This is a genomic window from Bradyrhizobium niftali, assembly GCF_004571025.1.
Taxonomy (GTDB): domain Bacteria; phylum Pseudomonadota; class Alphaproteobacteria; order Rhizobiales; family Xanthobacteraceae; genus Bradyrhizobium; species Bradyrhizobium niftali.
Genome location: NZ_SPQT01000010.1, coordinates 111,307 through 123,872 on the forward strand (window position 1 = coordinate 111,307; position 12,566 = coordinate 123,872).

At 64.9% G+C, this 12,566-nt stretch carries 13 protein-coding genes; 4 read left to right on the forward strand and 9 right to left on the reverse strand.

The features are described 5' to 3' along the window. Window positions 1–222 precede the first annotated feature (222 nt). Window positions 223–819, reverse strand: a complete 597-nt coding sequence (locus E4K65_RS19095; RefSeq protein WP_014491764.1) for a superoxide dismutase — start codon at window positions 817–819, stop codon at window positions 223–225. Window positions 820–1,052: 233 nt separating this feature from the next. Here E4K65_RS19095 and E4K65_RS19100 point away from each other — a divergent pair, with 233 nt between their 5' ends. The 3 genes from E4K65_RS19100 to E4K65_RS19110 all read left to right on the forward strand — a co-directional run bounded on the left by E4K65_RS19100 (window position 1,053) and on the right by E4K65_RS19110 (window position 3,574). After that, window positions 1,053–1,580: a GNAT family N-acetyltransferase gene (locus E4K65_RS19100; RefSeq protein WP_135175486.1), complete on the forward strand. Its 528-nt coding sequence runs from the start codon at window positions 1,053–1,055 to the stop codon at window positions 1,578–1,580. An 81-nt stretch (window positions 1,581–1,661) separates the two neighbouring features. After that, entirely contained in the window at window positions 1,662–3,047 is a 1,386-nt protein-coding gene (locus E4K65_RS19105; protein ID WP_167770950.1) for an MATE family efflux transporter, read from the forward strand. Between the two features lie 92 nt (window positions 3,048–3,139). Beyond that, window positions 3,140–3,574 (forward strand): DUF2147 domain-containing protein, encoded by a 435-nt coding sequence (locus E4K65_RS19110; protein ID WP_135175488.1) that lies wholly within the window; start codon window positions 3,140–3,142, stop codon window positions 3,572–3,574. Between the two features lie 4 nt (window positions 3,575–3,578). Here the strand turns inward: E4K65_RS19110 and E4K65_RS19115 are convergent, their stop codons facing one another. Continuing rightward, window positions 3,579–4,724 carry a DUF3095 domain-containing protein gene (locus tag E4K65_RS19115; protein ID WP_135175489.1) on the reverse strand — a complete coding sequence of 382 codons (1,146 nt, stop codon included), beginning with the start codon at window positions 4,722–4,724 and terminating at the stop codon, window positions 3,579–3,581. Window positions 4,725–4,944: 220 nt separating this feature from the next. Here E4K65_RS19115 and E4K65_RS19125 point away from each other — a divergent pair, with 220 nt between their 5' ends. After that, window positions 4,945–5,331, forward strand: coding sequence for a hypothetical protein (locus E4K65_RS19125; protein WP_135175590.1), 387 nt, complete (start codon window positions 4,945–4,947; stop codon window positions 5,329–5,331). A gap of 4 nt (window positions 5,332–5,335) precedes the next feature. On the opposite strand, the gene E4K65_RS19130 is transcribed toward E4K65_RS19125, so the two are convergent. From E4K65_RS19130 to htpG, 7 genes are all read right to left on the reverse strand, one after another. Continuing rightward, window positions 5,336–5,545 carry a hypothetical protein gene (locus tag E4K65_RS19130; RefSeq protein ID WP_135175490.1) on the reverse strand — a complete coding sequence of 70 codons (210 nt, stop codon included), beginning with the start codon at window positions 5,543–5,545 and terminating at the stop codon, window positions 5,336–5,338. A gap of 128 nt (window positions 5,546–5,673) precedes the next feature. After that, a complete protein-coding gene (locus E4K65_RS19135) occupies window positions 5,674–6,396 on the reverse strand; it encodes an SDR family NAD(P)-dependent oxidoreductase (RefSeq protein ID WP_135175491.1) in 723 nt (240 codons plus the stop codon). Continuing rightward, complete coding sequence (locus E4K65_RS19140; RefSeq protein ID WP_167770951.1) at window positions 6,389–7,771, reverse strand: class I adenylate-forming enzyme family protein; 1,383 nt, start codon at window positions 7,769–7,771, stop codon at window positions 6,389–6,391. Before E4K65_RS19140 ends, E4K65_RS19135 begins: the two co-directional genes overlap by 8 nt. Then, window positions 7,758–8,003 carry an acyl carrier protein gene (locus tag E4K65_RS19145; protein WP_131869025.1) on the reverse strand — a complete coding sequence of 82 codons (246 nt, stop codon included), beginning with the start codon at window positions 8,001–8,003 and terminating at the stop codon, window positions 7,758–7,760. The genes E4K65_RS19140 and E4K65_RS19145 overlap by 14 nt, the downstream gene beginning before the upstream one ends. Window positions 8,004–8,155: 152 nt before the next feature. Further along, on the reverse strand, window positions 8,156–9,970 hold the full coding sequence (locus E4K65_RS19150) for a long-chain-acyl-CoA synthetase (protein ID WP_135175493.1): 1,815 nt from the start codon (window positions 9,968–9,970) through the stop codon (window positions 8,156–8,158). Window positions 9,971–10,153: 183 nt separating this feature from the next. Further along, window positions 10,154–10,429 (reverse strand): DUF3551 domain-containing protein, encoded by a 276-nt coding sequence (locus E4K65_RS19155; protein WP_135175494.1) that lies wholly within the window; start codon window positions 10,427–10,429, stop codon window positions 10,154–10,156. A gap of 206 nt (window positions 10,430–10,635) precedes the next feature. Then, on the reverse strand, window positions 10,636–12,510 hold the full coding sequence (gene htpG / locus E4K65_RS19160; RefSeq protein ID WP_135175495.1) for a molecular chaperone HtpG: 1,875 nt from the start codon (window positions 12,508–12,510) through the stop codon (window positions 10,636–10,638). Between the last annotated feature and the right edge of the window lie 56 nt (window positions 12,511–12,566).

Genomic DNA, 12,566 nt, shown 5'->3' on the forward strand with positions numbered 1-12,566 from the left:
CCATGCGATGCAAACGGAACGATCACAGGCCGGTGCGCGCATGGCGCAGGACTGATTCAATCAATTCCGCACAGCAAAAAGGCGGCCGCGCATGCGACCGCCTTTTCGATTTCGTCATTCCGGGGCGCACAAAGTGCGAACTATGGTGCGCAGTTGCGCACCTGAGAATCTCGAGATTCCGGGTCTGGTGCTGAAGCACCATCCCGGAATGACGGGATAATCTCAGGCCTTGTCGAACAGGGACTCGACGTATTCCCAGTTCACGAGGTTCTCGACGAACGCCTTGAGATAGTCCGGACGGCGGTTGCGATAGTCGATGTAGTAGGAGTGCTCCCAGACGTCGCAGCCGAGGATCGGGGTGGCGCCGTGCACGAGCGGATTCTCGCCATTCGGGGTCTTGGAGATCTCGAGCTTGCCGTTCTTGACCTGGAGCCAGCACCAGCCGGAGCCGAACTGGCCAACGCCGGCCGCCTGGAAGTCGGTCTTGAACTTCTCGAAGCCGCCGAGGTCCTCGTTGATCTTCTTCTCGAGCTTGCCGGGCAGCTTGGTGCCGCCGCCATTGGGCTTCATCCAGCTCCAGAAATGGATGTGGTTGTAGTGCTGGCCGGCATTGTTGAACACCGCGGGGTTCTTGCCGAACGAGCCCTTGACGATCTCCTCAAGGGACTTGCCTTCCCATTCGGTGCCCTTGAGCGCGTTGTTGCCGTTGGTGACGTAGGCCTGATGATGCTTGTCGTGGTGGAATTCCAGCGTCTCCTTCGACATGAACTGGCCGAGGGCGTCATAGGCGTAAGGGAGTGGGGGCAGCGTAAAGGTCATGGGTTCTTGTCCGCAACTGGTGGGGAACGTTCTAACGGTCACCCCTTATAGAAGGTTCCGTCGCCGTTAAATACCGTCAATTTGCGAAAAGGCGTGATGCGGCCGCTTGGCCGGATTGCATAAAATCGTCGCAGCGTGGGGGGACGCTTCGACAGGCCGTAAAATATCATTGCCTTTGAGGCGCTTATGGCAGAACGAACGCACCACGGCGCGGAGACGCGAAAGAGAAAGCAATGAGCATCGAGATCGACATCCTGAACGGCGACGCTTCGTGGCGGATCGCACAGCCCCTGCTCAGCGCGGTCTGGGGACGCGACGCTGCCGAGAAGCCGTCGTGGAGCCGCGTCAAATGGGCCAATGCCGACCTTCGCGTGCTGATCGAGACGCCCGAAGACGGCCTCGTCTGCCACGTCGGCATCTACTTCCGCACCGTCACCTGGAATGGACAGAAGGTTCACATCGGCGGCATCGGCGGGGTCTGCACCCACGAGGACCGGCGCGGCCGCGGCTACGCCACCATGGCGATCGACGCGGCGGTACACACCATCCGGGCCAACGAGGCGGTCCGCTTCGCACTTCTGTTCTGCGAACCGCACAATTTTGCGTTCTACGAGGCCCGCAGCTGGCTGCCCTTCAAGGGCGAGGTCTATTGCGAGCAGCCAGAGGGGAGGATCCGGTTCACCCACATGGCGCCCTATGTCTTCAACATCGTCCGCGCGCCGACGCTCGGCACCATCGACCTCTGCGGCCTGCCCTGGTGAGCCCTGCGTGAGGCGCGGCTGGCGCGCCAGCCGCGCGCCTTATAATATGTCGCTTATCATTCAATATTCCGCCCGGTGAACATGACGATCGACGCCCCCATAGACGCCGCACCGCCGCGTGCACCGGTCGCCTCCCCCATCGCCAGCCTGCTGACGGCGCCGATCCTGCCGACGCTGCTGCGGCTCGCGATCCCCAACATGATCGCGATGGTCGGCTCGACGCTGGTTGCGATCGCCGAGACCTCCTACATCGGCCGGCTCGGCACCATCCCGCTCGCGGCGATCGCGCTGGTGTTCCCGTTCGCGATGCTGACGCAGATGATGAGCGCGGGCGCGATGGGCGGGGGCGTCTCATCCGCGATCAGCCGCGCGCTCGGCGCCGGGGATCGCGGCCGCGCCGCGACGCTGGCGCTGCATGCCACCATCATCGGCCTCGGTGGCGGGCTGTTCTTCACGGTGATGATGCTCGTCTTCGGCCGCTCGTTCTTCACGCTGCTCGGCGGCCGCGAGCGCGTGCTCGAGGAAGCCAGCGGCTATTCGCAGGTGCTGTTCTCCGGCGCGGTCGCGATCTGGCTCGTCAACACGCTGGCCTCGGTGATCCGCGGCACCGGTGACATGCGCCTGCCCTCGATGACGCTGATCGGGGCGAGCGTGCTCCAGATCGCGCTCGGCGGCACGCTGGGGCTCGGCCTGTTCGGCGTGAAGCAATTCGGCATGCCGGGCGTCGCCGCCGGCCAGTTGATCGCATTCAGCTGCGCCGCGATCTTCTTCCTCTGGTATCTCCTGTCCGGCCGCAGCCGGCTGCCGCTGGATTTCCGCGCGTTTCATTTTGAGCGCGCGATGTTTCTGGACATTCTCAGGGTCGGCGCGGTTGCCTGCCTCTCGCCGCTCCAGACCGTGCTCACCATCCTGATCTTCACGAAGATTCTGGCAACGTTCGGCACCGAGATGCTGGCCGGTTACGGCATCGGCTCGCGGCTGGAATTTCTGCTGATCCCGATCACCTTTGCCATCGGCATCGCGTCGGTGCCGATGGTCGGCATGGCGATCGGCGCCGGACATGTGAAGCGCGCACGGCGCGTGGCCTGGACCGCAGCCGCGGCGTCCGCCCTCACCGTCGGCCTGATCGGCCTCGTCATCGCGCTCGATCCCGCGCTGTGGGTGTCGCTGTTCACGGCCGACCCCGGCGTCACCGCCGCCGCGCACAGCTATTTCCACTGGGCCGGCCCGGCCTTTGCGTTCTTCGGCATGGGCGTGTCGCTGTACTTCTCATCGCAGGGCGCGGCGCGCGTCGGCGGACCGGTGCTGGCCTCCACCGCGCGGCTTCTGATCGTCGCGATCGGCGGCATCGGCCTCATGATGGCGCAGGCGCCGGCCTGGACCTTGTTCGCGCTGGTCGGCGGCGCCATGGTCGTGTTCGGGCTGTCGACCGCCGCCTCTGTCGCTTTCGCGCGCTGGGGCAAATGAGCGCAGGCAAATAAGCGCGGGAATGTGATTCCATCCAGGGTTGCGCTATCCCGCTAGGCTGCTATGGAGGCGCTCCACTTCGGGGCATCTCCATGAATACCAGATTCGCTACTCTCATCGTCCTTCTGGCTGCGCTGCTTGGCGCGACTGCCGCCCAAGCGCAGAGCGCCGACGGGACCTGGCTGACGCAAGCCGGCGATGCCCGCGTCAAGATCAGCAAGTGCAGCGGCGGCATCTGCGGCCATATCGTCTGGCTGCGCGAGCCCACCGACACCGCGACCGGCCAGCCCGCCACCGACAGCAAGAATCCCAATCCTGCGCTGGCGAAACGGCCGATGATCGGCCTGCCGCTGTTCAGCGGCATGCAGCCGGCGGGGCCGAACAAATGGTCGGGCCAGATCTACAATGCCGACGACGGCAGCACCTATGCGAGCAGCGTCACGGCGATATCGGCAGATTCGCTGCGGGTCGAAGGTTGCGTCGGCGCGCTCTGCGGCGGCGAGACCTGGACGCGCTCGGGACGCTAGCGCTTCAAGCCATCATGGCCTTCAGGGCCGTCGCCGCCGAGGCATAGCCGCCCCGCGCGCCGTCGATGAAGTGCACGTGGTCGCTGCGTAGCGCCGACGGCGTGAAGCAGGTCATCATCGCGGCGTCCTGCTGGTAGAGGCCGTAGCGAACGATGCCGTCGCGCGCGGCAGCCGCGAGACGATCGCTGAGGGCGCGTTCGAGCTCGGCCGTGCAGTCGAGGATCATGCGCAGGCCGTCGTCATATTTCCTGAAGTCCGAGTTCTCGACCACCTGACGCTTGTAGAGGCTCGGCACGAAGCCGCCGACCTTGATGTCGAAGCGCATGATCAGATAGGCGAACAGCGTATAGGCCAGCACGCCGGCGCGGCGCGCGAGCAGCGGGCCGCCGCGCTTGGTGCGGGCTTCATAGTCCAGCCCCTGCGGCGGCCATTTCAGCGGCGGCCCCTGCGGCGGCACCGGACGGGCGCCGTCCGGGCTGCGCTCGACGAGGTGAATGACGTCCTCGATCACCTTGCGGAACGCCAGCGGGTCCGCGCCACGCACCGGCATCACCAGAACCGACAGGATCAGGCCGCGCGCGGCCGGAATCACCTCGAAGCGGCAGGACAGGCCGGACAGATCCGGCTGCGTGCCGGCCGGCGCCTCGGCGACGGCGAACTCGCCGCGCTTCATCGCGGCATCGGCCCAGGCGAGCCCGCCGCCGGAGAACATCGCATAGGACAGGTTCGCCGACGGACCGAAGCGGGCGACGCGCACGTCGAGACCTTGCGCCCGGATCTCACTCACCGGCACCAGCGCAACACGCATCGTCAGATCGAGATCCTCCCGCACCCAGGTCGCGGTCGCAGCCAGCGCGTCGCGGGCGCGATCGAGATCGCCGGGCGCGACCGCAAAGCTGGCGCCGTCACCGCCGAACACGAAGGGAAATTCCCGTCCCTCCAGCGCATTGGTCACCGCCGCGATCACGGCGGCGCCAGCCATGTTGACCGCCTTGTAACGCTGCGCCGCGATCGCCTTGGTGGAATCGACGATGTCGGCGACACCGATGCTCCAGTCATCCGGCAGCGGCGCATAGAGCGCGGGGTCCATCAGGCTGGTGAAGCCGCGGAAGACGGGAATGCCGCCATAGAAGGATTCGCCTGATGTCATCGGGTGATGCCGAATGGTTGGGACGCGTCCAGGAGAAATACGTGGCAGGATCGATTCGGGTTCGCCGGCCGACGCGCCCCGAAGTCCCGATCATTGGCCGAAATGGAGGCGGACAACAAGATCGCACCGCGCCGCAATGCCGCAGTTCGTCATTGATCGGCATCAAACAGCCGGCCGCAAATGACGTTTACGGTTGAGCTATCTGAAATGGTTGCGCGGGATGATCGGGGTGTCTGATTTTGGCAACAAGGACTCCACTTCGCCGGTACGCCGACGCACGGGGCTCGATGCGGTCAGTGCGGTGAAAATGCCTGAGGTGCTGACCGCCAGCGTCGATGCCTGGGCCGAGGCCCATCAACTGTCGCGCTCGGATGCGATCTGCAAGCTGGTCGAGCTCGGCCTGAGGATTGCGCCTGCCGCACCGGCATCAGTGTCCACGGTCGCCTCGGACGCGACCAGGCTCGAGGAGCTCGCGGTGCACGAGATCGAGGGACTGCTCGATCCCGCATTGCCGGAGGACGAACGCGAGCGCCGCATCCGCCGCCTCACCGAAGGGCCGCCGGAATTCTCACATGAACGGATTGACCTGCCGAAGCATCGGACGTGAGCGACTAGTGCAGCTTCTCATCCTCACGCTTGCGCAAGGCCTCGACAGACGCGTCATGGCAGCCGACCAGGCGCACGAATTGCTGCGGATACATCTCGTGACCGTGATCGCCGGAATTCTGATGCGTCATCGGCGGACAACGGACGTCGTCCGGCTTCGCGCACGCCTGCTCCGTGCGGCCCTGATTTGAAGCGGTCATGTTTCGCATGGTCATGGACTGCTCCCTGTCGATTGGGGCAGATCGATTGACGTAACCCAATCGATTGCGGGGGCATCTTACGACCAAATCCGGTCGAATGTCATTGCGCCGAATCAATGCAATTGTGGCTATGAAGTTCCGCTTTACGCCGTATTCCCGGCGTCGACCGTGAACACGGTGCCCGTGACGTTGCGGCCACCCTCGCCAAGCAGATATTCCACCATGCGTGCGACGTCTTCCGTCTCCGGCAGCCGGCGCAATGCACTTCGCCCCGCGATGCGCTTGCGTCCCTCGTCGGAGAGATTGTGGGTCAGCTCGGTGTCGATGAAGCCAGGCGCGATCGCGTTCACGGTGATGCCGAGCTTGCCGACCTCGCGCGCGAGCGAGCGGGTGAAGCCGGTGGCGGCGGCCTTGGTCGCGCCATAGACGGACAGGCCGTTATAGCCGGTGGTCGCGATGATCGAGGAGATGTTGATGATGCGGCCGGAGCCATCGGCCATCATCTGCCGCGCGACATATTTGGTGAGGATGATCGGCGACAGCACGTTGAGCTGCACCAGCGCCTCGATCTCGGAATTGTGCATGGTGGCGAGCAGGCCTTCGGTGCCGAGGCCGGCATTGTTGACAAGGCCGTAGATCGGGCCGAATTCGTCACGCGCGAGCTTTGCGAAAGCGGGAATCGCGTCGATCACCGCGAGATCGCAGGCGCGGAAATGCAGGCGACCCTCGGACTCGGCGATCGCCGCCTTGAGCTCGTCGCTCTCGCGCCGCGCCGCAGCGATCACGTTGTAGCCGGCGCCGACGAGGCGCTTGCCGATCGCAAGGCCGATACCGCGGCTGCCGCCGGTGACGAGGACATTATGCATCGGTGCGCGCCAATTTTCCGGCCGGGGTGACATCAAGCGTCTCGACGAAGCGGATCACCGCCGGCACCTTGTGGGAAGCGAGCTGAGCACGACATTGATCCAGGATCTGGTCGCGAATCTCCTGCGCGCGCGCCGGATCGGTGCCGTCGGCGAGGATCACGTCGGCGACGACAATGCCGCCGGTGATCGGACTCTTCCGCGACTTGGCCCGCGACATCCGCACGTCGGAATGGCGGTTGATGACCGCCTCGATCTCTTCGGGGTGGACCTTCAGCCCACCGATATTGATGATGCCGCCGCGGCGGCCGACGAAGTAATAGCGGTCGCCGCGCAGCTCGACGATGTCGCCGCTGTCGACAAACCCGTCGTCGTCGGTGAGCGCGGTGGCGTTGCGGCCGATATAGGCATGCGCCGTGCGGGTGGAACGGATGCGCAGCGAGCCGTCCACGACCTTCATCTCGACGCCGTTGCGGTTGCCGAGATAGTCGGCCGGAAAGCCTTCGAGCCCGTCATTGACGGCGAAGCCGACGCCGGCCTCGGTCGAGGCATAGGCATGGCCGACGGAGGAATCGGGGAACGCCGCCTTCAGGCCGTCGAGCACCGCCTGGTCGGCAATCTCGCCGGAGAGACGGACGTAAGCCGGCGCGAATTGCGCGGCCGAGCCGCTCATCAGAAGCTTGCGCCAGTGCGAGGGCGTACCGGAGATGTGCGAGACGCCGCGCGCATTCAGCCGCGTAACGTGATCGGCGAGCGCCTCATGCGGATCCGACAGCACCATGGAGCCGCCGGAGAGAATGGCGCGGAGGAAGATCTGGAGGCCGCCATAACGGCGAATGTCGTAGAACGTCGCCCAGACCGGCGCCGGTCCGCGCGCGGGGCCTTCGGCGACGATCGCACCGGTCAGCGCTTCCAGCGTATGGCCGGCGATCTTGGGCACGCCTGACGTGCCCGAGGTCAGCATCAGCCATTCGGTGGCGCGCTCGGTCTGCGCGGGCACGGTGGTTTGAAGCGGCAATCGAGCGGTGACGACCAGCGGCACGCCGGTCTCGGCCCAGCGATCGGGCTCGTCGGTGACAACGGCATCGATCCCGGCATCCGCGATCAGCGCGTCCAGATAGGCCGGGTTGAGATCGGGCGGACACAGCAGCATGCGGTGGGCGATGCCGTCGAGCTCGATCATGGCGATGCCCGACCGGAGCTGGTCGGACACTTTGAGCAGCACGGCGCGGCCGGACAGCTCGCGCAGGCGGCCGCCCAAGACGGTCTGCGACAGGATGTCGGTCAGCGACACGACATCGTGCGCATCCGACAGCGTGCGGCCCTTCAGCTCCGCGCCGAGATTGTCGCGAAGCGCAAAGGTCTCACGCGGGGACATTTTCGTAGGCCCGCACGAAATCGCCGACCGTGGCGGGGAACGCTGCGTCCTCGGAAATGGTGAAGGGATCGACGCCGGTTTCGTCCTCGAGCCGGGCGACGAGGATCGCGAAGGCGAGGGAGTCGAAACCGGTCTCGTGCAGGGACAGATCGTCCGAGAGTGCGGGAAGCGCGACGTGCTGTTCCCTGGCGATCTGCTGGATCGCTTCTATGACCTTGGACCTTACCGACATGGCTGGCTTGCCCCTTGCTTTGTTGATCGATCGGATGTCATGCGGCGGCTCTTGATGACCGCCTCCCCATGGGGTCTGTTTACCCGACAGAAGTAAATGGCTTCTTGGACAATTCAGATAAAATTGGACCTATCTGGCGGATTTTGGTTCCGCTAGAGCCTCATCGTACCACCCGCGATCTGAGCATAGGCGCCGGAATCGAGTGCGACATAGGCGCCGGACTTCGGATCGAGCATGAACAGCGGATCGGAGATCGCGCCCGGGTCAAATCCCTCGCGAGCGAGCTCGCCTTTCTTCTGCTTGAACGTCTCGGTCGCATCGAGCTCGCGTGAGATGCGGATGAAGACCGGGCGGGCGTAAGCCGGCAGGCGCCGTGCGAGATGCGCAGGCAATGCCGCGACGTCAAAACCCTCGTTCACGACGATCGCGCTCATCCCGGCGCGGCCATCAGTGCCGGGGATGCTGACGCCGTAAGTGGTGGCGTCGATGACGCCGGTAAAATCGCGCATGGCGTCGTTGACCTCCGAGGTCGCGACGTTTTCGCCCTTCCAGCGAAAAGTGTCGCCGATGCGATCGACGAAATGAAAGAAGCCCTTGTCGTCGAGCCGCATCAGATCGCCGGTGCGGAACCACGCATCGCCCTTGGCGAAGACGTCGCGCAGGATCTTCTTCTCGGTCTCGCCGGTGTCGGTGTAACCCTCGAAGCGGCCGCCGCCCTGGTCCGCCGTGCCGATGCGGCCGATGGCTTCTCCCGCCTCGCCGCGGGCGGAGGCAATGCAAAGCCCCTCTTCATTGCGCAACGGCGCGCCGCTATCAGGGTCGAGCTTGACGAGGCTCGCAGGAAAGCGATGCGCGAGCAGCGGCGGGATGCGCCCGATCGCGCCCGGCTGGCCCTCGACGTTGAACAGGGAGAAATTGCCTTCGGTCGCCGCATAGAATTCGAGGATGCGGGGAATGGCGAAGCGGGTCTGAAAGTCCTCCCAGATGTCGCCGCGCAGGCCGTTGCCGCAGACGAGCCGCAGGCGATGGCGGTTCTCGTATTCCGACGGCGGCGCCTTGAGCAGATAGCGGCAGAGCTCGCCGATATACTGGAACAGCGTGCAGTCGTGCCGCACGATGTCGGGCCAGAAATTCGACGCAGAGAATTTTTCGGCTATGACCACCGAGCCTCCGGCAGCCAGCATGCTGCACGGCGCGACGATGCCGCCGACCGAGTGGAATAGCGGCAGACAATCGTAGAGCCGATCCTGTGGGCCAGCGCCAGTGAGGCCGGCGAACCAGAAGCCCCAATTGAGGATTCGGCGATGGCTGATGCTGGCGGCCTTGGGCAGGCCTGTGGTGCCGGACGTGTAGATCAGCAGCGCGCGATCATCGATGGTGACGTCGCCGTGCTCTTCGGGATCAAGCGGGCCGTCGTCGAGAGCGGCAAGGGCGACATCGATGGCACGTTCGCTGCGGGCATCGCCATGGGTCCAGACCTTGGCCTCGGTCTTCAGATGCGGCTTCGCACTCTCCAGCGTCTCCACCAGGTCGTGCGCGACGATGATGTGCTGGGGCCTCGCAACATCGAGGCAATGGGCGAGCGATTGTCCGACAAGCTTGGTATTGATCAGCGCCACCACACCGCCGACGCGGCTGATGCCGAGCCATGCGGCGACATAGTCGATGCCGTTCGGCATGATCAGGCCGACAGTGTCCCCCTTGGCGACGCCGACCGAGCGCGCCCAGCGCGCATAGCGGTTGATGCGTTTCGACAAACCTTCGTAGTCGAGCGTTGCGTCATCCGTGACCAGCGCAACGCGATCGGGCTGACGCTGCGCCCAATCGTCGATGACGTCGGCAAACAGCCGGCCCGGCAGCGTCTCGATCCGCGCGGTGAGTTCGATCGCCTTCAGCCAGATCTTTGACGCCGATGGTGCGCGCGCGGCCTTCGGTTGCTCGATGACGCCGGTGGTCATGCCGTTCATGCTTTCGGAACGTGTCTGCTGGTTCCGCCAGCTTAGTCCGCGCGCCCTGCCCAGGTGTTAAGAGACAAGGTAAAAGCCCGTTAGTGCGCGATTAACTCTGGTCATCCTTTACCAGGCCGACGGGACGATGCGGCTGATGCCGCATCACCGAGAGGCGCACAATCGAGCGATCTGTGCGGATCGCTAGTACACCTTCTTGTGGGGCCGGCGCGGCGGCGGCCCGTTAAAGGCGTAATAAGGATTGACGTCGCACGTCGCGGCGAGCCCTGACGCCGTGGCACGGCATTGCTGCAACGAAGTGAAGGTGCAGTCGTAATAATCACTGCCCCCGCCGCCGGGGCCGCCGCCAGTGTAGCGGTGCATGCAAACGGGATAGGCCGGATCGTATCTCTGCGCGCTGGCATCCGCTACGCCCAGCAGCGTGAAGATCGCGGTGAGGGTCAGGATGGGCAGGCGCATGGAGAAATCCTCGTATCGGTCGCGCCGGCAACTCTGATGCCGGCGACCTCATATGGCATAACACCGCGCCGGAGGCGACTGTTCCTGAGGACATATGACGGCAAGGTGAGTATGGCGCGCTGTAGAGACGCGACCGTCTTGCCGGTTGCCTTGCACAAGCCCGCAGGCGTCACGGCCGGGACTTGCCCCGGCCTGACGCGTAGCGGCTAGCCGAGCCCCTGCAGCACCAGCCGGTTCAGCCTCGCCGCAAACGCCGCCGGATCTTCCGGCAATTCGCCATCCAGGATCTGCGCCTGCTCGAGCAAGAGCAGGCCGAGATCGTCGACCGTCTTCGAGCCGGCCTGCGCCTTGGCGATCGCGGTGACCAGGGGATGGCGCAGATTGATCTCGAGGATCGGCTTGGTGCGCATGCCGCGGTTCTGCTGCGCCAGGATGCGCTCGAGCTCGCGGCTCGGGCCCTGGCTGTCGGCGACGAGGCAGGAGGCGGAGCTCGTGAGGCGCGTCGAAGCCTTGACGTCGCTGACGCGCTCGCCGAGCGCGGCCTTGATCAAGGCGATCGTGGCGGCTTCATCCGCCTCGGGCTCGTCCTTCTTCGCTTCGTCCTTGTCGTCGACGCGCGGGATCAGGTCGAGGTTGAGATCGCCCTGGCTCAGCGACTTCAGCGGCTTGCCCTCGAACTCCGTCGGCATCGAGGTCCAGAACGCATCGACGGGATCGGACAGCAGCAGCACCTCGATGCCGCGCGCGGTCGCCGCCTCCAGCCGCGGATTGGATTTCAGCCGCTCGATGCTCTCGCCGACCAGATAATAGATCTCGGTCTGGTTCGGCTTGAAATCGGCGATGATCTCCTTCAGCGACCGCTTCTCGCCTGACGTCGTGGTGAAGCGCGACAGCGCCAGCAGCTTCTCGCGGCGCTCGAAATCCTCGTAGATGCCTTCCTTCAGAACCGCACCAAAGGCGTCCCAGATCTTGGCAAAATTCTCGGCGTCCTTCTCGGCGAGGCTTTCGAGCTCGGACACGACGCGTGTCGCCACGGCCTTGCGGATCTGGGCCAGCTGCGGATTGTTCTGCAGCATCTCGCGGGAGATGTTGAGGGGAAGATCCTCGCTGTCGACCACGCCGCGGATGAAGCGCAAATAACCCGGCAGGAGGTCGGCATCGTCGGTGATGAAGACGCGGCGGACGTAGAGCTTCACCCGGCCCTTGCGGTTCGGCTCGAACAGGTCGAACGGCTTGGTCGACGGCGCGAACAGCAGCACGGCGTAGGAGTAGCGGCCCTCGGCGCGGTAGTGCAGCGTCATCGCGGGATCGTCGAAGGCGGACGCAATCTGCTGATAGGCCTTCTTGTAGTCTTCTGCCGAAAGCTCGGATTTCGAGCGCTGCCACAGCGCGCTCGCCGAGTTGATCTGGCGCGGCTCGCCCTCTTCCGGCACGAGCTCGATGGGAAACAGGATGTTGTCGGAATAGGCACTGACGATGCGCTCGATCTCGTAGGCCTCGAGATATTTCTTGGCGTCGTCCTTCAGGTGCAGGACGATCTCGGTGCCGCGCACGACGCGCGCCGCTTCCTCGTCGCCCGCCCGGGCGATCTCGAAGCCGGAGCCGCCGGAGGACGACCAGCTCCAGACGTCGCTCTCGCCGGCGCGGCGGCTGACGACGACGATCTTCTCGGCGACCATGAAGGCGGAATAGAAGCCGACGCCGAACTGGCCGATCAGGCCGAGGCCGTCCTTGGCCTCCCTGAGTTTGGACACGAAGGCCTTGGTGCCGGAGCGGGCGATGGTGCCGAGATGGTCGATCAGCTCCTGCCGCTCCATGCCGATGCCGTTATCGGCGATCGTGAGCGTGCCGGCCGTCTTGTCCGGGATGATGCGGATCTTGAGCGCGTCGCCCTCGCCCAGCAGCGCCGGACTGGCGATCGCCTCGTAGCGCAGCTTGTCACAGGCATCCGAGGCGTTGGAGACGAGCTCGCGCAGGAAGATGTCGGTCTCCGAATAGACGGAGTGCACCATGAGGTGCAGCAGCTCGGAAACTTCGGCCTGGAATGGCTGCGTATGCACAGCCGTATCTGACGTCGTCATGCGTTTACCCGGTCAATCGAAAAGGGGAAAACCGGGATATAACGCGATGAGACAGC